Below are 18,815 nucleotides of genomic sequence, written 5' to 3' on the forward strand. Positions count from 1 at the left end.
GCCGCTGTACATAGGCTCTCCTTGACGATCAACTCGGGGCGTACGACGATTTCTTGGCCTCTCGCGAAAGGAATCCGTATGCCCAGCCTGACCCGTGAGGAAGCAGGAGGGCGCAGTGCCCTGCTTCTCGTCCGTTCCTATGGTGTCGACCTCGATCTCACCACTGGGCCGGACACATTCCGGTCGACTACGAAGATCCGTTTCGACGCCGCCGAATCCGGCACGGAAACGTTCTTGGACCTTGACCCGAAGGAGCTTCACTCGATCACTCTGAACGGCCGGGAACTGGATCTTTCGGCATTGCGGGAGGGCAGGTTCCCGCTCGTGGGACTCGCCGCGGAGAACGAAGTCGTCGTGGTCGCCGACATGGCCTACTCCCATGACTGCGAAGGGCTCCACCGCTATGTGGATCCGGCCGACGGCGCGACTTACGTGTATTCCTTCGTCTACGTCGACAACGCGCCACGCGTCTTCGCCTGTTTCGACCAGCCCGACCTGAAGGCCCCGTACGAGTTCGAGCTGCGGGTGCCCGACGACTGGCAGGTGCTCGGCAACAGCGAGGCGGTGCGGACCGGGCCGGGCCGCTGGAAGCTGACCGAGTCGCCGGCCCTGGCCACCTATCTGACCGCGCTCGTCGCCGGCCCGTACGCCTCCTTCCGGACCGAGCATCACGGCACGCCCCTCGGGCTGCACTGCCGGGCCTCGCTCGCGGACTCCCTCAAAGCCGACGTCGACGAGGTCTTCGAGGTCACCGCGGAGTGCCTGGACGCGTACACCGAACTCTTCGGGGTGGGGCATCCGTTCGCCAAGCTCGATCAGGTCTTCGTGCCGGAGTTCAGCGTGCTCTCGCTGGACCACCCCGGGTGCGTGCTGCTGCGTGAGCAGTACCTGTTCAGCTCGGCCGCCACCGACAGCGAGCGCGAGACGAGGGCCGTCGTCCTCGCGCACGGCATCTCGCTGCTGTGGCTCGCCGGACTGGTGACCAACCGCTGGTGGAACGACCTGTGGCTCGGCCAGTCGCTCGCCGACTACATGGCGCACCGCGTCACCAGCGAGGTGACCCGGTTCCCCGGGCCGCCCACGACCTTCGCCGCCCGCCGCAAGGGCCAGGCCTATCTGCCCGACCAGAGGCCCTCCACCCACCCGGTCAGCATCGAGGGCCGGGACGTGCGCACGGTCCAGCTGGAGCTGGACCGGATCTCGTACTTCAAGGGGCACTCGGCCTTCCGCCAGCTCGCCGCGCACGTGGGGGACGAGGCGCTGCGCGCCGGTCTGCGCGCCTACTTCGACCGGCACGCGTACTCCACGGCGACCGTCGCGGACTTCGTCGCGGCGATGAGTGAGGCGGCCGGCACTGATCTGACGGGCTGGGCCGAGTCCTGGCTGCACTCGGCCAACGTGAACACGCTGACGCCCGAGATCACCGTGGCCGAGGGGCGGATCACCGCCGCCGCGGTGCGGCAGAGCGCCCCCGAGAGCCATCCGGTGCTGCGTACGCACACCATGGACGTCGGCCTCTACCACCCGGACGGCAGCACGACGGTCCGGGTGCGGATCGACGGCGAGCGCACCGAACTGCCGGAGCTGGTGGGCCGTCCGGCGCCCGCCTTCCTCCTCCTCAACGACGGAGACCTCACCTACGCCAAGATCGCGTTCGACCCCGCCTCGCTGGCCGCGCTGCCAAAGACCCTGCCCCGGCTCTCGCCGCTGAACCGGGCGATGGTCTGGTGCGCCCTGCTCCTCGGTGTGCAGGACGGCACCTACCCGGCCTCGGCGCACCTGGCCCTGGTGAGCGCGATGGTCCAGGAGGAGACGGAGCTGTCGATCCTGGCCGAGGTGCTCGAACAGGCCCGGAACGACGTCGCCGACCGCTTCCTCGCGCCGCGCGAGCGGCCCGCGGCGGCGGCCCGGGTGGGGGCGGCCCTGCGCCGCAGGCTCGCCCGGACCGACCCGGCGGACGAGCGCCTGATCACGCTCTTCCGGGGGCTGGTCGACTTCACCGCGGACACCGAGGAGCTGGCCGGCTGGCTGGCGGGTGAGGGGCTGCCCGCCGGGCTGACCCTCGACACCGACCTGAGCTGGCGCGTCCGGTACCGGCTCACCGTGCTCGGTGGTCTGGACGCGGCCGCGATCGACGCGGCGCTGGGGGCCGCACCGGTCAGCGCTGCCGTGCAGTTCGCGGCGAAGTGCCGGGCCGCGCTGCCCGACCCGGTCGCCAAGGAGCAGGCGTGGGAGGCGATCGTCCACGGCTCCGACCTGTCCAACTACGAACTGTGGGCCCTGGCCGAGGGGTTCTGGCAGCCCGAGCAGACGGCGCTGACCGAGCCGTACGTCGAGCGGTTCTTCGCGGAGCTGCCCGCCGTGGCACGCGACCGGGGTGACTTGGTGCTGGACCTCCTGCTCCGCTTCCTCTACCCGCGCTACGCAGCCACCCCCGCGACCCTGGCGGCGGCCGAGCGGATGCTCGCCCAGGACGGGCTTCCCGTCACCCTGCGCCGCCGGGTGCCGGACCACACCCACGACCTGCGGCGCGTGGTCGCGGCACGGACGGCGTGGGGGGAGGAGGAGTGACGCGGACGGCGGGGCGCCCCGCGCGGTTGGCGGTCGTCGGCGGCGGGGTCGCGGGCGCGCTGCTCGCCTGGCGGGCCGCCGGCTCGCAGGGCGGAGCCTCGGTGGACCTCTTCACCGACGGCGCCGGGGAGCGGGCCGACGCCTCCAGGGTCTCGGGCGGGCTGGTCCGCGGGTTCGAGCCCACCGCGGCCTCGGCCGGTCCCGCGGCGGAGAGCCTCGCCGAGATCCGGGGCAGCGACACCCTCCGCGCCTGGTCCCGGTACCGGGAGACCGGGGCGCTGTACGTCCTGCCCGGCAAGACCGCCGTGCGGGAGCCTGTCGACGTGGTCGAGGCGCACCTGCCGGGCTCTGCCGAGGTCGTCGGCGGGGAGTGGGTGAGCCGCGCCTTCCCCTTCCGCGAACTGCCGCAGGACGCGGTGGCCGTGGTGGAGCGGCACGCCGGGCACATCTCCCCGCACGCGCTGCGCGCCGCGGCCCTGCGGGCCGCCGCCGAGGCGGGGGCGACCGTGCGTACGCCGGCGGTCGCCGCAGTGACCCGGGACCCCGGGGTCCGGACGGCGGACGGGCGCACCCTGCGCTACGACCGGGTCGTCGTCGCGGCGGGCGCCTGGACGCCGGGGCTGCTGGCCCGCAGCGGAGTGGCCGCCGCAGGACTGCGGACCAAGCACATCCAGTACAGCCTGTGCAGGACGCGGCTGGCCGGGCTCGGGTCGTTCGTCGATGAGAACTCCGGTCTCTACGGGCGGCCGTGGGCGGACGGCACCTTCCTGCTCGGGCTCCCGTCCGACCGGTGGGGCGTCGACCCGGACGGGGTCTCCCCGGACGCGGGGCTGGCACGGCGGCTGGCCGACAGTGCGGCGCGGGTCTTCGGCACCGAGGTCGCCGTGGGCCGCACCGTCGCCGCCAGTGACTGCTACCACGACCCGGCGGGACTGCAGCTGCGCTCCCTCGGCGGGGGGCTGCACACCTTCACGGGCGGCAGCGGCGGCGCGGCCAAGACCGTGGTCGCCGCGAGCAGGAAGGCGGCGGCGGCGCTGTCGGACTGAACGCCGCGGGTCGGCGATTTCGTAGCAGGGCACTGAGTGCGGGCCGGGACATTTCCCGGCCCGCACTTCTTTTTCCGGCCCCGTTCAACTTGTTCACAGAGGCGGTCCGGGCTGGTGTTTTCCGTTCAACTCGACCGTCTTCAAACGCTGTTGATTCCGCGATGCGGACCCGCGAAGATTCCGAACGCCCGCAGGGATCGCAGCGAGAGAGGGGTAGCGGTGCCACAGCCTCCGCATGGCTTCGGAATTACTGGTTTCGGTTACGCGTTCGGCGTTGACCAGAATGTCGAAGAAGTGGCGGGAACCTATGTCCCCGATCCGGAACGGATTGCCAGATGGGGTTACCGGACGTTTCACCGGGCACCCGACGACGTCACCACGACCGACCTGGCGGAACAGGCCGCGCGCGACGCCCTGGCCCGTACCTCGCTCGGCGTGGACGACGTGGACCTGCTGGTCCTCGCCACCTCCGAGCACCCCGAGTACCTGCACTGGGACGGCTCCGCGGCTCTGGGCCGCGCCCTGGGCATGGAGAACCGCCAGACCCTGCTGCTGAACGAGGGATGCGCCTCGGGCGTCACCGGCCTCGGGCTGGTGGCCGGCACCCTCGCGGTCCAGCCGGAGGTCGACACCGTGCTGTTCGTCGCGGTGAACCGGGTCAGCGAGTTCCACCGCAACCGCATGACGGTCAACAACGCGGTGCACAGCGACGGCGCCGTGGCCGCGGTCCTGCGACGCGGGCACGAGCGCAACACCTGGCTGGCCACCGAGCAGTTCACCGTCCCCGACCTGTGCGACTGGTTCCGCACCGACTACGGCGGCGCCGTCGCGCCCCTGCCCCCGGAGGGCTGGTCGAGCCGGACCGCCCCACCGGGACACGTACGGGTGCAGGAGCACTTCCGGAAGGAACCGGCGAAGCTCCGCGAGTTCGGCCAGGCGGCGGTCACCCGCACCCTCGACGTCATCGACGGGGCGTGCAGGCGGGCCGGGGTCGGCCGCGACGAGGTGACGCACCTGATCTACATCAACGACCCCGACGGCATCGCCGACCTCGCCGGCCCGCTCGGCCTTCCGCTCGAGCAGACCAGCGCCGAGCTGGCCAAGGACCACGGCCACATGGGCTCCGCCGACCAGCTCACGGCACTCGGCCAGCTGGTCGAGAAGGGCGTGATCGTCCCCGGCGACCTCGTCGCGCTGACCGGCATCTCCATCGGGATGCGCTGGTACTGCTCCCTCATCCGGGCCTGACCCCCGCCGAGAAGGAAGGCACCGCACCGTGAGCGAGAACCCGGCAGCCGCCCTGCGCGAAGCCGTACGGGAACGACGTATGCCCGACCACCCGCTCCGCCGCTCGCTCCTCGAGAGCGACGACCCGGCCTTCGCCCGGCAGGCCGGCCGGATTCTGAAGGCCCTGGACGTGCCGGACCGAGGGGCCCGCGAGATCGAGGTGGCCGTACTGGCCACCTGCACCGCCGGACCCTTCGAACCGCTGCTCCGCGCCCAGCTGGTGGGCGCCGGACTGCTGCCCACCCTGCGCACCGCGGAGTACGGCACCTTCGACATGGCGCTGGCCACCGGGTCGTTCGCCGCGGAGGCCGGCCCCGGGCTGGTCGCGACGGTGATGGACGCCGGGTACTTCCTGCCGGGGGAGTGGAGCGGGGCCGAGCCGGACGTGCTGGAGAAGCATGTCGAGGCGCGGCTGGAGGAGTTCCGCACCCTGCTGGCCGGCGCTCTGGAGCACACCACCGCCACCTTCGTCGTGCACACCGTCCCGCTGCCCGCGCAGGTGCGGAACGGCATCATCAGTGTGGGCGCCCGGGCCCAGGTGGTCCGGGCCTGGTACCGCCTCAACGCGGAGCTGCTCGGGCTCGCGGAGGAGCACGCCCAGGTGGTCGCGGTCGACCTGGTCGGCGAACTGGCCGAGGCCCCGGTCCAGGCCCGCGACGCACGGCTGCACCGCTACGGCGACCTGCCCTACACCGACGACGCCCTGCTGCGCCTGGCCCAGCTGGTGCGCCGGGTCGCCCAGGCCAGGGCGGGGCTCTCCCGCAAGGTGCTGGCTCTCGACCTCGACAACACCCTGTGGGGCGGCGTGCTCGGGGAGGCCGGGGCGCAGGGACTCCAGCTGGGCGGCCTGTACCCGGGCAACTGCTTCACGGAGTTGCAGCGCACCGTGGCCCGGATGCGGGAACAGGGCGTCGTCCTGGTCCTGGCCAGCAAGAACGACCAGGACCAGGTGGACCAGGTCCTGACCGGGCACCCGGACGTGGTGCTGCGGCCCGAGGCGTTCTCGGTACGGATGGTCGACTGGGCCGCCAAGGCGGGCAACCTGCGCCGTGCGGCGGAGGCGCTCTCCCTGTCGACCGAGGCGTTCGTCTTCATGGACGACTCCGACTTCGAGCGCGCGCAGGTGGCGGACGAGCTGCCGGAGGTCGCGGTCGTCTCCGCGGCGGGCGACCCCGCCCACCTGGTGGACTCCCTGGTCCGGCACGGCTGGTTCGACGTGGTGGCGCTCACCGACACCGACCGCAAGCGGCCCGAGCTGTACCGCAACCGCGCGCTGCGCCAGGACTTCTCGTCCGGGTTCAGCTCCTCGGAGAAGTTCCTCAGGGCGCTCGAACTGCGCGTGGGGGTGGCGCCCGCGAACGAGTACACCGTCAGCCGCGTCTCCCAGCTCGCCGCGCGGACCAACCAGTTCAACCTGACCGGTATCCGCTACGACGAGGCCGCCACCCACCGGATGAGCGAGGACGACGGCCATCTGGTGCTCTCCGTCTCGGTCGCCGACCGGTTCGGTGACGAGGGCATCGTCGGCGCCCTGTGGGTGGAGCGCACCCCGGACGTCTGGCGGGTCCTGAACCTCGTCCTGAGCTGCCGGGTGCTGAGCCGCGGCGTGGAGCGGGCCGCCGTCGGCCGGCTCGCCGAGGAGGCGGCGAAGGCCGGGGCCCGCGTCATCGAGGGGCGCTTCCGGCGCTCGGACCGCAACGGCGTGGCCGCGGAGTTCTGGACCGGGGCCGGATTCGCCCCGGCCGCCGAGGAGGCGGCGGATGCCGAAGACACCCAGGTCTTCACCCTCGACGCGGCAGCGGCCGCGGGGATCACCCCGGACTGGATCACGCTCGACGAATGGAAAGGGACTGGCGCATGAATGAACCGGGTTCGACCGAGGAAGCGGTGACCGAGATCATCGCCGACGTGCTGGGAGCCGACCCCGCGGACATTCCCGCGGACACGGCCCTCGCGGCACTCGGCTGGGACAGCATGAATTCCATGGAAGCCCTGGTGCGCCTGGAGAAGCAATTCTCGGTAAGTCTCGATCTGCGGTCTTTCCACGCCGCCTACACGATCTTCGAAATGGCGGCGCTGATCGAAAAGAACCGGGCGGGACATCAGTCCCGCGCGTGAGTGAAAAGGCCGACACAAGGAACTCAAGGAGGCACCAATTGCGTCACCAGGAAGTCGAAGTCCTCGCCATAGGCGCCGGACCGGCGAATCTGGCGCTCGGTATCGCGCTGGAGGAGATGGCTCCCAAGGAGCTGGCCGCGGGCACCCTCATCATCGAGCAGCACGACAACACCCTGTGGCAGCGCGGCATGCTGCTGCCCTGGACCCAGAGCCAGGTCTCCTTCCTCAAGGACCTGGTGACGCTGCGCAACCCGCGCAGTGAGTTCTCCTTCGTGAACTACCTGCACTCGATCGGCCGGCTGGACGAGTTCATCAACCTCGGCACCTTCACGCCGTACCGCTCCGAGATCTCCGGATACCTGCAGTGGGTGGCCTCCTCGCTGCGTGAGGTGCAGATCGAGTACGGCCGCAGGTGCGTGTCGATCGAGCCCGGACCCGTCCAGGACGGACAGGTCACCCACTGGCTGGCCCGTACCGCCGACGGCGCGGTCATCTCCAGCCGGAGCCTGGTGATCGGCGCGGGCCGGGACGCGTACGTGCCCGCCGAGTTCGCCGCGCTGCCCGAGAACCGCGTCATCCACAGCACCCGCTTCTCCGAGCGGATCGAGCAGGTCGATCCGAAGGAGGCGGAGCGGATCGTGGTGATCGGCGGGGCGCAGAGCGCCGCCGAGCTGCTGTGGGCCGCCTACCAGCGCTTTCCCGAGGCGCGGTGCACGATGCTGATGCGCTCGATCGGGCTGAACGCCTACCAGTCCAGCAAGTTCACCAACGAGCTGTTCTACCCGTCCTTCATCGACGACTTCTTCGCGACGCGGCCCGAGACCCGCCTGCAGGTGCTGCGCGAGATGCACGTCACCAACTACGCGGGGCTCGCCCCCAACATGCTGGAGACGCTCTACCGCGAGATGTACCAGGAGCGGCTGCAGGGCACCGAGCGCCTGCGGATGCGGACCCTCACCGACGTGGCCGCGGCCCGCATGGAGGACGACGAGGTCGTCCTCACCACCGTCGACCGCAAGACCGGTGACCGCGAGGAGCTCCGCTGCGACCTCGTGCTGCTCGGCACCGGCTTCGTCCGGGACATGCCGGGCATGGTGCGCGACCTCGCCACGGCGACCGGCGCCGGACAGGCCACCGTCGACCGCACCTACCGGATGGTGCTGCCCGAGTCGTACACCGCCAGCTGCTACCTCCAGGGCGTCAACGAGGCCACGCACGGCATCGCCGACTCCCTGCTCAGCGTGCTCGCCAGCCGCTCCCAGGACATCGTGACCGACCTGCTGGCCGGCCGCGGCGTGCCGTCCGACGAGGCCCTGCTCGCCAAGGCCCTGTGACACAGGGCCTGTCGAAGCCGTCAGCGCACCCACCGGCAGAGGAGACAGAGATGGACATCAGAGAGCTCGACCGGGACAACCTGGCCCCTGACAACGGACTGCGCGCCCAGCGCCTGTTCCCCTGGCCCGCCCTGAACGCGCCCTTCGAGGGTTCCTGGTGCGTCGTGCCGCCCGGGGCGTCGTCCGGCCCGCACAGCCACCACGAGTACGAGGTGTGGATCGCCATGACCGGCGAGGCCTCGATCGTCTGCGAGGGCGAGGAGGTGCCGTTCACCGCCGGTGACGTCGTCCACTTCCGGCCCGGCATCAGGCACCAGGTCGTCAACGGCGGGGACGCCGACTTCCAGATGTACGCCGTCTGGTGGGACGCCGAGCTGGCGGAGCGGTTCAGCGCCCGGCACCAGGGGGAGACGGCATGAGCGAGCACGTCCGGCGCCGTGCCGTCGTCGTCGCGGCGACGCCCACCCCCAACGGCGACCTGCACATCGGCCACATGGCAGGGCCGTACCTCGCGGGCGACGTGTACAGCCGCTACCTGGCCGCCGACGGCCGGGACGTGATCTACACGACCTGCACCGACGACAGCCAGACCTACGTCACCACCACCGCCCGCCGGCTCGGCGTACCGCCCGGGGAACTCTGCGCCACCTCCGCCGCGCAGATCGAGCGGACCATCTCCGCCATGGGCCTGTCGATGCGGGGGCTCCCGCCCGTCGACGACCGCTACCGCGAGGCCGTGCTGGCCTTCTTCACCCGGCTGCACGAGACGGACCGCCTGCGCGAGCGCACCGTCCGCCTGCCGTACGCGGAGAAGACCGGCCAGTACCTCTACGACGGCCTGATGGCCGGCGGCTGCCCGGTCTGCCTGGCGGGCAGCAGCGGAGGCGTGTGCGAGGGGTGCGGGCACCCCAACAACGCCGACGAACTGCTCGGCGCGCGGTCGGTACTCGACCCCGACTCCCCGGTCACCACGCGCGAGGTCGCCATCCTGGTGCTGCCGATGGAGGAGTACCGGGAGCGGCTGACCGCCTACTTCGCCGAGCGGCTCCCGCGCTGGCGCCCGCACGCCGCGCAGCTGGTGCGCGAACTGCTGGCCCGCCCGCTGCCGGAGATCCCGGTGACGGTCCCCGGCGACTGGGGCGTCGCGGCGCCCTTCCCCGAGACGCCCGGGCAGATCCTCTACCCCTGGGTCGAGGCCATGCCCGCCGTCATGTACAGCACCTGGTGGTCGGCGGCCCAGGGCGGCGAGACCACCGAGCAGGTCGACGCGTTGTGGCGGGCGGAGAGCGGGACGGAGCTGGTCTACTTCCACGGCTTCGACAACGTCTACCACTGGGGTCTGCTGGACCTCGTCATGCTCATGGCGCACGGCGACCGCTACGTCCTGCCCCAGGCCAACATCAGCAACGAGTTCTACGACCTGGAGGGCGAGAAGTTCTCCACCAGCCGCGATCACCTGATCTGGACGGCCGACCTGCTGGCCGAGGTGCCCAGGGACCTGGTGCGCTTCTACCTGGCGCTGACCGCGCCGGAGTTCCAGCGCACCAACTTCAGCACCGCCGCCCTCACCGAGGTGACGGCCCGGCGGCTGACCGGGCCGTGGAACCTGCTCGCCGACGCGCTCGACGCCCTCGCCCCGCCCGGCTCCGCCACCCCGCTGCCGACCACCGCGACGGGCCGGGCCCGGGCCGCGGGGATCGTCGAGCGGTTCCGCCTCACCTACGAGGTGGAGTCGTTCAGCCTGGGACGCACCGCGGAGCACCTGGCGGTGACGGTGGGCCGGCTGGCCGCGACGGCCCAGGAGACGAGCGGCGGCACCGACGGCCACCTCGCGGGTGACCTGCTGCTCCAGGTGCGGGCGCTGCTGGCCTGCGCCGCCCCGCTGCTCGTCGACACCGCGGCCGAGGCGGCGGCGGCCGGGGTGGAGCTGGCCCTGGACGCCGTACAGCCCGAGAAGATCACGCCGTTCGCGCTGCCGCGGCTGCCGCGGGCGGACCAGGCCGGCGCAGGCCGTACGGAGGTGGCGGCATGAAGCTGCTGACGCTGGAGACCGTGCAGTACCTGGACTACTACCACGGCCGCTACCGGCAGGTGGAGGAGCTGGGTGTCGATCTCCACGTGCTCAACGGGCAGGGGACCGACGACTTCTGGCGGGCCGACCGCTACCGGACGGCCGGCTCCCGGGAGATCGGCGACATCGTCGCGACGGCCCGGAAGTGGCACGCGGAGGAGCACTTCGACGGGGTGATCACCTTCTCCGAGTCGTCCGTCATCACCGTCGCCGCTGTGGCCGAGGCCCTGGGACTGCCCGGAATCGACGTACGGGCCGCTGTGTGCAGCAGGAACAAGTACCTGATGCGGCAGGGCCACCAGCGGGTGGGCGCGCCCATCCCCGCCTTCCGGCTGGTCAAGAGCGTGGACGACGCGCTGGGGGCCGCGGCCGAATTCGGCTACCCGGTCATCCTGAAGCCGACCCTGGGCGCCGGAAGCCACTTCGTCTTCCGGGTCGACACCCCCGAGGAGATGGCCGAACGGTACGCGCAGGCGGCCGAGGGCATCCGCGACCTGTTCTGGGTCAACTCCGAGGCGCTCGGCGTCGACCTGGGACCGAACGGGCTGCTCGTCGAGTCCTTCCTGGACGGCCGCGAGTACCTGATGGAGGCCGTCGTCTGGGACGACGAGCTCTACCTCGGGTCGGTGGTCGACCGGATCACCGCCGAAGGCGGCACCTTCGACGACGACGTCCACCACGCGCCCACCTCGCTCCCGCCCGAGGAGGTCGAGAAGGTACGCCAGGTCGTCCTGGCCGGGGCGCACGCCCAGGGCCTGCGGCGCAGCGTGCTGCACGCCGAGGTCAGGTACCACGAAGGCGAGCCGCACCTGCTGGAGATCGCCGCCCGCGTCGGCGGGGGCGGCCTCGACCTCATCGCGCGCAAGACGGCCGACCACGACCCGATCAGGGCCGTGGTGGACATCGGGCGCGGAGTCCGCCCCGAGGTACGGCACTTCCGGCCCAACGGGCTGCACGTCACCGCGATGTGCCTGATCAGCGAGGCCGGTGTGGTCGAGCGCGTGGAGGTGCCGCCGGAGGTGGCCGACGCGGCGGAGACCTTCCTGCTGAAGATCACCGCCCGGCCGGGCGACGTGATCCGGCGGCCTCCGGACGGCAACACCATCCTCGGCTTCCTGGGCACCTCCGGCGGCTCCGAGGAGGAGGCGTTCCGCACCATGAACGACTTCGCCGCCCGGATCGAGGTGACGTTCCGCGAGCCCGCGCCGGCGGCCCCGGGCCCCGCCGCGGGCCTCTGACCCGCACCTGCCACCGACGCCCGCCCCAGCACGTGGGCACGCCCACTTCAGTACAAGGAGAAACGATCGTGCAGCAAGACGCCTCGCCCGCACAGCGCAGCTCCGCCGCCGGGGGAGGCCGCCCGTCCCGGACGGTGCGGCCCCGGCACTACCTGATGTGCTCCCCGGTCCACTTCGACGTCGTCTACTCCATCAACCCCTGGATGGAGCCGGCGAAGCCCACCGACACCGCGCTCGCCGTCGCCCAGTGGGAGCGGCTGCGCAGCCTCTTCCTGGGCCTCGGCCACCAGGTCGAGCTGATCGAGCCGGTCCCCGGGCTGCCGGACATGGTCTTCGCGGCCAACGGCGCCACCGTCGTCGGCGGCAAGGTGCTGTCGGCCCGGTTCCGCCACGCGGAGCGCGCCGACGAGGGCCCGGCCTACGCCGCCTGGTTCCGCGAGAACGGCTACGAGGTCCACGACGCCGTCCACACCAACGAGGGCGAGGGCGACTACCTCGTCACCGGCGACCGCATCCTGGCCGGCACCGGCTTCCGCACCGACCGGCGCTCGCACGCCGAGGCGGAGCGCTTCCTCGGCCTCCCGGTGACGACGCTGGAGCTGGTCGACCCCCGCTTCTACCACCTCGACACCGCGCTGGCCGTGCTCGACCACGAGGAGGTCATGTACTACCCGGGGGCCTTCACCCCCGAGAGCCGCCGGACCCTGCGCGAGCTGTACCCGGACGCGATCCGGGCGACCGAGGAGGACGCGGCGGTCTTCGGGCTGAACGCGGTCTCCGACGGCCGGCACGTGCTCCTGCCCGAGCAGGCCACCCACCTCATCGACGCGCTCTGGAGCCGCGGCTTCGTGCCGATCGGGGTGGACCTGTCCGAGCTGCTGAAGTCGGGCGGCAGCTCCAAGTGCTGCACGCTGGAGATCCGCGGCCGGGAGCGGGGGGCCGAGGCGTGATCGACTACGACGGGCGCCGGTTTCGCCCGGCCGAGGCGGAGGCCGAGGGCCGTACGGCGGTCTACCGGCAGGAAGGCGACCTGCTCTGGGGAAGCTTCTCCGGCGGCAGGGCCCGGCGCGGCTCGCTGACCGGGGTCTGCGCCGCCGACGGCTCGCTGGACTTCGCGTACTCCATGGTCCTGGACGACGGCGAGGTCGTCTCCGGGCGCTGCCGCAGCACCCCGGAACTCCGGGAGGACGGCGGCGTGGACCTGCGCGAGGAGTGGGAGCGCTTCGGCGACCAGGGGTCGCGCGGCGTCTCGTACCTGAAGGAGGTCAAGTGATGGCGTCCGGCACCCCCCGAAAAGGCGGCACGGTCACCTGGGCGTGCGCGCCGGGCTTCCCGCCCGCGGTGATCTTCCCGTTCACGCCGGCCGAGCGGATGGGCACCCGGAACATCTACGAGTTCCAGATGCTCATGTACCGCCCGCTGTACTACTTCGGCAGCCGGGGCACCCCGGACGTGGACTACGACCAGAGCATCGGCGAGCCGCCGGAGTGGAGTGAGGACGGGCTCACCGTCACCGTGAAGGTCAAGCCGTGGAAGTGGTCCAACGGCGAGACGCTGTGCGCGGACAACGTGCTGTTCTGGGTCAACCTCATGAAGGTCAAGGGCGACCGCTACGGCGAGTACGTCCCCGGGTACTTCCCGGACAACCTGACCTCCTACGGCAAGCTCGCCGAGGACACCGTCTACTTCACCTTCGACAAGCGCTACTCGAAGAACTGGGTGCTGATGAACCAGCTCAGCACCATCACCCCGCTGCCCAAGGCATGGGACCGCACGGCGGAGGGACCCGCCGACGCGTCGGGCGGGGTGGCCGACGTGCAGGCCGTCTACGACTACCTGATGGCGGAGCAGGGCGACATCATCGACGAGGGCAACGAGCACCGCACCCGGTGGGCGGACAGCCCCGTCTGGAGCGTGGTCAGCGGCCCCTGGCGGCTGAAGAGCTACACGCTGGAGGGCGTCGTCACCTTCGTGCCCAACGAGCGGTACTCCGGGCCCGACAAGCCCTACCTGGACGAGTTCCGCCAGGTGCCGACCTTCTCGGACGCCGAGGAGTACGAACTGCTCAAGGCCGGTCCGCGCGGCGAGGGCGCCATCCAGGTCGGCTACCTGCCGCTGAGCTTCGCCTCCGAGCCGGCCGCCGACCCCACCGTGGGCGGGCCCAACCCGCTGGCGCAGCACTACACGCTGGTACCGCAGGCCGCCTTCTGCATCCGCTACTTCTGCCTCAACTACAACAACCCGACGGTGGCCGGGAAGATCTTCCGGCAGACCTACTTCCGCCAGGCGCTCCAGTCCACCCTCGACCAGGACTCGGCCGTCCGCGACATCTACCAGGGCTACGCCTACCGGCAGAACGGCCCCGTGCCGATGGTGCCGGCGACCGACCTCGTCTCGCCGCGGCAGCGCGAGGGCGCCTGGCCGCTGCCCTTCGACGTCGACCGGGCCCGCGAGCTGCTGGCGGCCAACGGCTGGGACACCACCACGACGCCCGCGGTCTGCGTCAACCCCGGGACCGGCCCCGGCCAGGCCGGGGAGGGCATCCCGCTGGGCACCAAGCTGAGCTTCTCGCTGCGCTACGTGGAGGGACGCCCGGCGCTGACCCGGCTGATGGAGAAGTACCGCAAGGACGCCGCGGCCGCCGGCATCGAGCTGCGCATGGAGGAGGTCTACGGCTCGGTGCTCGTCGCCGAGGACGCGCCCTGCGCGGCGGGACCGGACTGCCTGTGGGAACTGACCTGCTGGAACGGCGGCTGGGCCTACCACTACCCGAGCGGCGAGATCCTCTTCCAGACCGGCGCGGGCGGCAACTTCGGCCACTACAGCGACCCCAGGGCCGACCGCCTCATCGAGGCCTCCGTCACCTCCGACGACCTGGAGGCGCTTTACACGTACCAGGACTTCATCGCCGAGGAGGTGCCGGTCATCTTCACCCCGAACTTCCCCATCCGGCTCTTCGAAGTCTCCAACGACCTCGGCGGATTCGGGCCGGTCAACCCGTTCGGAATGATCAACCCCGAGACCTGGTACTACCGCGAGGACGTGTGACGTGGTCCTTTCCGCGGCTCCCATCGCACCCCTGGGCTCTCACGAACTGCTGATGTTCCTGCTCCAGGTCGGTCTGCTGCTGGGTGCGGCCGTCCTGCTCGGCCGCTTGGCGCAGCGGCTCGGCATGCCCTCGGTCGTCGGCGAGCTCTGCGCGGGGGTGGTGCTGGGGCCCTCGCTGCTGGCCCCGCTCGCCCCCGGGTTCGCGGCCTGGCTGATGCCCCAGGGGCCGGAGTCCATGCACCTGCTCGACGCGGTCGGGCAGGTCGGGGTGCTGCTGCTGGTCGGCATCACCGGCATGAACATCGACCTGGGGCTGGTGCGCCGCAAGGGGAAGGCCGCCGTCCTGGTGAGCACCGGCGGCCTCGTGGTGCCGTTCGCCGGCGGGGTGGCCGTGGCCGCGGTGATCCCGGCGGCCCTCCTCGCGGAGGGCTCCGACCGCACCGTCTTCGCCCTCTTCACCGGTGTGGCTCTCTGCGTCAGCGCGCTGCCGGTCATCGCCAAAACCCTGCTGGACATGGGCCTGCTGCACCGCAACATCGGACAGCTGATCGTCGGCGCGTCCGTGATGGACGACATCGCGGGCTGGCTCCTGCTCTCCGTCGTCTCGGCGATGGCCACCACCGGCGTGTACGGCCCGGACATCGTCTGGACCGTGCTGTCCCTGCTCGCCTTCGTCCTGTGCGCCTGGTCCGTCGGCCGCCCGCTGGTCCGCCGCCTGCTGCGGTGGTCCGCCCGGTCGGGCGGCGGCGAGTCGACCCCCGCCCTGTGCGTCGTCCTGGTCGTCCTGGGTTCGGTCGCCAGCCACGCGATCCACATGGAGGCGATCATCGGCGCCTTCCTCGTCGGCCTGGTGATCAGCAACTGCGGGGAGATGCCCCGCGAACGACTGGCGCCGTTGCGGGTGATCGCGGTCTCGGTCCTCGCCCCGCTGTTCTTCGCCACCGCGGGCCTGCGCATCGACCTGACGGCGATGGCCCGGCCCGAGGTCGCCGGATCGGCCCTGCTCGTGCTCTTCGTCGCCATCGCGGGCAAGTACATCGGGGCGTACGCGGGGGCCAGGGCCGGCCGGCTCGGCCACTGGGAGGGACTGGCGCTCGGCGCGGGGATGAACGCCCGCGGAGTGATCGAGGTGATCATCGCGATGGTCGGGCTGCGGCTCGGCATCCTCACCACCGAGATGTACACGATCATCGTCCTGGTGGCGATCGTGACCTCCGTGATGGCCCCGCCGCTGCTGCGCATCGCCGTCCGCCGCATGCCCGTCACCGTCGAGGAACGGGCCCGGGAGCGGCTGATGGCGGGGACCCCCGCCGCGGAGCCGAAGACCGGACCTCCCGCCGTGGAGTCGAATTCCTGACGCAGACGGCCGAATTCCCGCCGCTTGCCATTCCGCCCGTACGTCCGGCATTACCTTGTGGTCGGCCCGTCCACCTCTGTGCACGCTCGGCCACCCCAACTCCCCCAAGGAAAAGGTGACATGAGAGAAGTGCAGCCAACGGACGGACAGCGGCCGCTGCTGCTGGTGGTGGCCACCGGCATGCGCACCTACCGCGAGTACCTGCTGCGCTCCATCGGCAGCGAGTTCGCCATCCATCTCTTCCACGTGGACGAGCCCACCTGGGAGAAGGAGTACATATCCGGCTGGACGGTGCTGCCCAGCACCCTGGACGGCGCGGCGATGGCCGACGCGGCCCGCGCCCTGCACGCGGCCACCCCCGTCTCCGGTGTCCTGTGCTGGGACGAGGGACGCATCCACGCCACCTCCTACGTGGCCCAGGCCCTCGGACTGCGCAACGGCGAGCCGGACGTGATCTGGCGGCTGCGCGACAAGGGCCAGACCCGCGAGGCGCTGGACGCCGCCGGCGTCGCGCAGCCGCGCTCCGTCCCGGTCAGCACGCTCGACGAGGCCCTGGCCGCGGCCGAGCGGATCGGCTACCCCGTCATCCTCAAGCCACGCGGACTCGGGGCCAGCCTCGGCGTCGTACGGGTCGAGGACGCTGCGCGGCTCGCGGAGAACTTCGCCTTCACCGCGGGGGCGCAGGGACCCGACCCCGACCCGCTGCCCTTCAGCACCGAACACCCCGTCCTCGTCGAGGAGCTGGTGACGGGGGACGAGATCAGCGTCGACGCCGTGGTCCAGGACGGCAAGGCCACCCCCCTGTTCATCGGCCGCAAGGTCGTGGGCTACGAGCCCTACGCGGAGGAGATCGGCCATTACGTCGACGGTGACGACCCGCTGCTCACCGACCCGCGACTGCTGGACGCGCTCCAGGAGACCCACACCGCGCTGGGCGTCCGGGACGCCTGGACCCACAGCGAGTTCATGCTGACCGCCGACGGCCCGCGCCTCATCGAGGTCAACGGCCGGCTCGGTGGCGACATGATCCCCTACCTCGGCCTGCTCGCCACGGGCACCGACCCCGGCCTGGCGGCGGCCCGCGTCGCCTGCGGCCTCACCCCCGACACGGCCCCGGCCCACCGGCGGGTCACGGGTATCCGCTTCTTCTACGTCGACCGGGACGACACGAAAATCGCCTCCGTCGCCTTCCGGGAGGAGGGGCTGCCCGCAGCCGTCGAGCGGCTGGTCGCCGTGGCCCCGCCCGGCGCGGTGGTGTCACCCCCGCCCAAGGGCACGGTCTGGGGGCGGATCGCCTTCGCCATCGCCTCCGGCTCCTCCGTCGAGGAGTGCGGTGCGGCCCTCGACGCCGCCGAGGTGGCACTCGACGTACGCAGTGAAGAGGGCAGCACCCGGGCGAGAGAGGGGTTGAGCGTGCATGGCGGCTGAGAAGAAGGACGCGACCACGGCGATCTGGGCGACGTTCCGGGATTCGTCGGCGGCGGTGAAGACCATCCTCGCGGGCGTCCTGCTCAGCAAGCTGGGCGGGTTCCTCAACGTCTTCATCGTGCTCTACCTGACCTACCGCGGCTACTCCGAGAGTGATGCCGCCTGGGCGCTCGGCGCCTACGGCGCGGGCGGCGTGGCCGGCGTGCTGCTCGGCGGCACCCTCGCGGACCGCCTCGGCGCCCGCAACGCCACGGTGCTGGGCATGGGCGGCACGGCGGTGCTCACCGCGGCCCTGCTCTACCTGCCCAGCTACCCGACCCTCGTGGTGGCGATCGTGCTGGCCAGCCTCATGGCCCAGCTCTACCGCCCGGCCGCCGCCGCCCTGCTCTCCGGCCTCACCTCGGGGAGCAACCAGGTCGTCATCTTCGGCATGTACCGGTGGTGCCTGAACGTGGGCGCGATGGCGGCGCCCATGGTCGGCCTCGGGCTCTACCACCTCGACGGGGAGAGCTACACCCTGCTGTTCTGGGGCGAGGCGGTGATCGCACTGGCCTACGCCCTCGTCGCGGCCGCCGTCCTGCCGCGCCGGGTCGCCTCCAAGGGGGGCGACGACTCCACGGAGGAGGAGGGGAGCGCGACCGACGGGTACCGGGCGATGTTCCGCGACCGGCGGTACATGCTGTACCTGACGGCCACCTTCTTCAACGCGATCGTCTACGTCCAGTACCTGTCGACGCTGCCGCTCGACGTGGCGGCCCACAACATCGACCTGTTCTGGTACACGGCCGCGGTCTCCCTCAACGGCTTCATGGTGATCCTCTTCGAGCTCCCGCTCACCAAGTGGACCCAGCTGTGGCAGCGGAGGGTCACGATCGCTGTCTCCTTCCTTCTCGTCGGCCTCGGCGTGGCGCTGTACGGGCTGCCGCTGGGCGCCGCCGTGATCATGGGGGCCACGCTGGTCTGGACGCTCGGCGAGATCATCGGTGGCCCCGCCTTCTTCGCCCACCCGGCGGAGGCGGGCCCGGCGCACCTGCGCGGGCGGTACATCGGCTCGTTCCAGTTCATGCACGCGCTCGGCACGGCCATCGGACCCGTCCTCGGCGGTCTGCTCTTCGTGCGGATGGGCCACAGCGTCTGGCCGCTGCTCGGCGCGATCGGCGTGATCGGGGCCGTGCTGGGCGTCGCCGCCGTCCGCGCGTCCGCCCCGGCGAAGCCCGAACCGACCGAGGAGGCCGCCGCGGAGCCCGCGGACGCCTGACCGGAGGTTCCCTCCCGGCACCACGAAACGGCCGCCGCCCCGCAACGGGCGGCGGCCGT

At 71.6% G+C, this 18,815-nt stretch carries 15 protein-coding genes; all 15 read left to right on the top strand.

The window, feature by feature from the left end; genetic code table 11:
• Positions 1 to 78 precede the first annotated feature (78 nt).
• The 15 genes from pepN to ACFWMZ_RS22130 all read left to right on the top strand — a co-directional run bounded on the left by pepN (position 79) and on the right by ACFWMZ_RS22130 (position 18,756).
• Complete coding sequence (pepN, locus tag ACFWMZ_RS22060) at positions 79 to 2,571, top strand: aminopeptidase N (protein ID WP_383203595.1); 2,493 nt, start codon at positions 79 to 81, stop codon at positions 2,569 to 2,571.
• A complete protein-coding gene (locus ACFWMZ_RS22065) occupies positions 2,568 to 3,617 on the top strand; it encodes an FAD-dependent oxidoreductase (protein ID WP_383203598.1) in 1,050 nt (349 codons plus the stop codon). Before pepN ends, ACFWMZ_RS22065 begins: the two co-directional genes overlap by 4 nt.
• A gap of 294 nt (positions 3,618 to 3,911) precedes the next feature.
• Positions 3,912 to 4,865 carry a 3-oxoacyl-ACP synthase III family protein gene (locus ACFWMZ_RS22070; RefSeq protein WP_383173216.1) on the top strand — a complete coding sequence of 318 codons (954 nt, stop codon included), beginning with the start codon at positions 3,912 to 3,914 and terminating at the stop codon, positions 4,863 to 4,865.
• Positions 4,866 to 4,893: 28 nt separating this feature from the next.
• Complete coding sequence (locus ACFWMZ_RS22075; RefSeq protein ID WP_383173214.1) at positions 4,894 to 6,765, top strand: HAD-IIIC family phosphatase; 1,872 nt, start codon at positions 4,894 to 4,896, stop codon at positions 6,763 to 6,765.
• The gene (locus tag ACFWMZ_RS22080) at positions 6,744 to 7,022 is read left to right on the top strand and encodes an acyl carrier protein (RefSeq protein WP_383203601.1); all 279 of its coding nucleotides are present in this window, start codon (positions 6,744 to 6,746) and stop codon (positions 7,020 to 7,022) included. The genes ACFWMZ_RS22075 and ACFWMZ_RS22080 overlap by 22 nt, the downstream gene beginning before the upstream one ends.
• Before the next feature lie 38 nt (positions 7,023 to 7,060).
• Positions 7,061 to 8,356, top strand: a complete 1,296-nt coding sequence (locus ACFWMZ_RS22085) for a SidA/IucD/PvdA family monooxygenase (protein WP_383173211.1) — start codon at positions 7,061 to 7,063, stop codon at positions 8,354 to 8,356.
• 50 nt (positions 8,357 to 8,406) lie between these two features.
• Complete coding sequence (locus ACFWMZ_RS22090; RefSeq protein WP_383173209.1) at positions 8,407 to 8,775, top strand: cupin domain-containing protein; 369 nt, start codon at positions 8,407 to 8,409, stop codon at positions 8,773 to 8,775.
• Positions 8,772 to 10,388 (top strand): class I tRNA ligase family protein, encoded by a 1,617-nt coding sequence (locus tag ACFWMZ_RS22095; protein WP_383203604.1) that lies wholly within the window; start codon positions 8,772 to 8,774, stop codon positions 10,386 to 10,388. The genes ACFWMZ_RS22090 and ACFWMZ_RS22095 overlap by 4 nt, the downstream gene beginning before the upstream one ends.
• Complete coding sequence (locus ACFWMZ_RS22100; RefSeq protein WP_383173205.1) at positions 10,385 to 11,665, top strand: ATP-grasp domain-containing protein; 1,281 nt, start codon at positions 10,385 to 10,387, stop codon at positions 11,663 to 11,665. The genes ACFWMZ_RS22095 and ACFWMZ_RS22100 overlap by 4 nt, the downstream gene beginning before the upstream one ends.
• Positions 11,666 to 11,733: 68 nt before the next feature.
• Complete coding sequence (gene ddaH, locus ACFWMZ_RS22105; RefSeq protein WP_383203607.1) at positions 11,734 to 12,615, top strand: dimethylargininase; 882 nt, start codon at positions 11,734 to 11,736, stop codon at positions 12,613 to 12,615.
• On the top strand, positions 12,612 to 12,938 hold the full coding sequence (locus ACFWMZ_RS22110) for a hypothetical protein (RefSeq protein ID WP_383173201.1): 327 nt from the start codon (positions 12,612 to 12,614) through the stop codon (positions 12,936 to 12,938). The genes ddaH and ACFWMZ_RS22110 overlap by 4 nt, the downstream gene beginning before the upstream one ends.
• Complete coding sequence (locus tag ACFWMZ_RS22115; RefSeq protein ID WP_383203610.1) at positions 12,938 to 14,713, top strand: ABC transporter substrate-binding protein; 1,776 nt, start codon at positions 12,938 to 12,940, stop codon at positions 14,711 to 14,713. The genes ACFWMZ_RS22110 and ACFWMZ_RS22115 overlap by 1 nt, the downstream gene beginning before the upstream one ends.
• Position 14,714: 1 nt before the next feature.
• Entirely contained in the window at positions 14,715 to 16,070 is a 1,356-nt protein-coding gene (locus ACFWMZ_RS22120; RefSeq protein ID WP_383173197.1) for a cation:proton antiporter, read from the top strand.
• 120 nt (positions 16,071 to 16,190) lie between these two features.
• Positions 16,191 to 17,498, top strand: coding sequence for an ATP-grasp domain-containing protein (locus ACFWMZ_RS22125; protein ID WP_383203613.1), 1,308 nt, complete (start codon positions 16,191 to 16,193; stop codon positions 17,496 to 17,498).
• Positions 17,488 to 18,756: an MFS transporter gene (locus ACFWMZ_RS22130; RefSeq protein ID WP_383203616.1), complete on the top strand. Its 1,269-nt coding sequence runs from the start codon at positions 17,488 to 17,490 to the stop codon at positions 18,754 to 18,756. Before ACFWMZ_RS22125 ends, ACFWMZ_RS22130 begins: the two co-directional genes overlap by 11 nt.
• Positions 18,757 to 18,815 lie beyond the last annotated feature (59 nt).

Source organism: Streptomyces sp. NPDC058373, from assembly GCF_042723275.1.
Classification (GTDB): domain Bacteria; phylum Actinomycetota; class Actinomycetes; order Streptomycetales; family Streptomycetaceae; genus Streptomyces.

Excerpts from the sequence above, each read along its gene's own strand:
- ACFWMZ_RS22080 (WP_383203601.1), top strand. The coding sequence starts at position 6,744 with ATGGAAAGGGACTGGCGCATGAATGAACCGGGTTCGACCGAGGAAGCG.
- ACFWMZ_RS22100 (WP_383173205.1), top strand. The coding sequence starts at position 10,385 with ATGAAGCTGCTGACGCTGGAGACCGTGCAGTACCTGGACTACTACCAC.
- ACFWMZ_RS22115 (WP_383203610.1), top strand. The coding sequence starts at position 12,938 with ATGGCGTCCGGCACCCCCCGAAAAGGCGGCACGGTCACCTGGGCGTGC.
- ACFWMZ_RS22090 (WP_383173209.1), top strand. The coding sequence starts at position 8,407 with ATGGACATCAGAGAGCTCGACCGGGACAACCTGGCCCCTGACAACGGA.
- ACFWMZ_RS22095 (WP_383203604.1), top strand. The coding sequence starts at position 8,772 with ATGAGCGAGCACGTCCGGCGCCGTGCCGTCGTCGTCGCGGCGACGCCC.
- ACFWMZ_RS22125 (WP_383203613.1), top strand. The coding sequence starts at position 16,191 with ATGAGAGAAGTGCAGCCAACGGACGGACAGCGGCCGCTGCTGCTGGTG.
- pepN (WP_383203595.1), top strand. The coding sequence starts at position 79 with ATGCCCAGCCTGACCCGTGAGGAAGCAGGAGGGCGCAGTGCCCTGCTT.
- ACFWMZ_RS22130 (WP_383203616.1), top strand. The coding sequence starts at position 17,488 with ATGGCGGCTGAGAAGAAGGACGCGACCACGGCGATCTGGGCGACGTTC.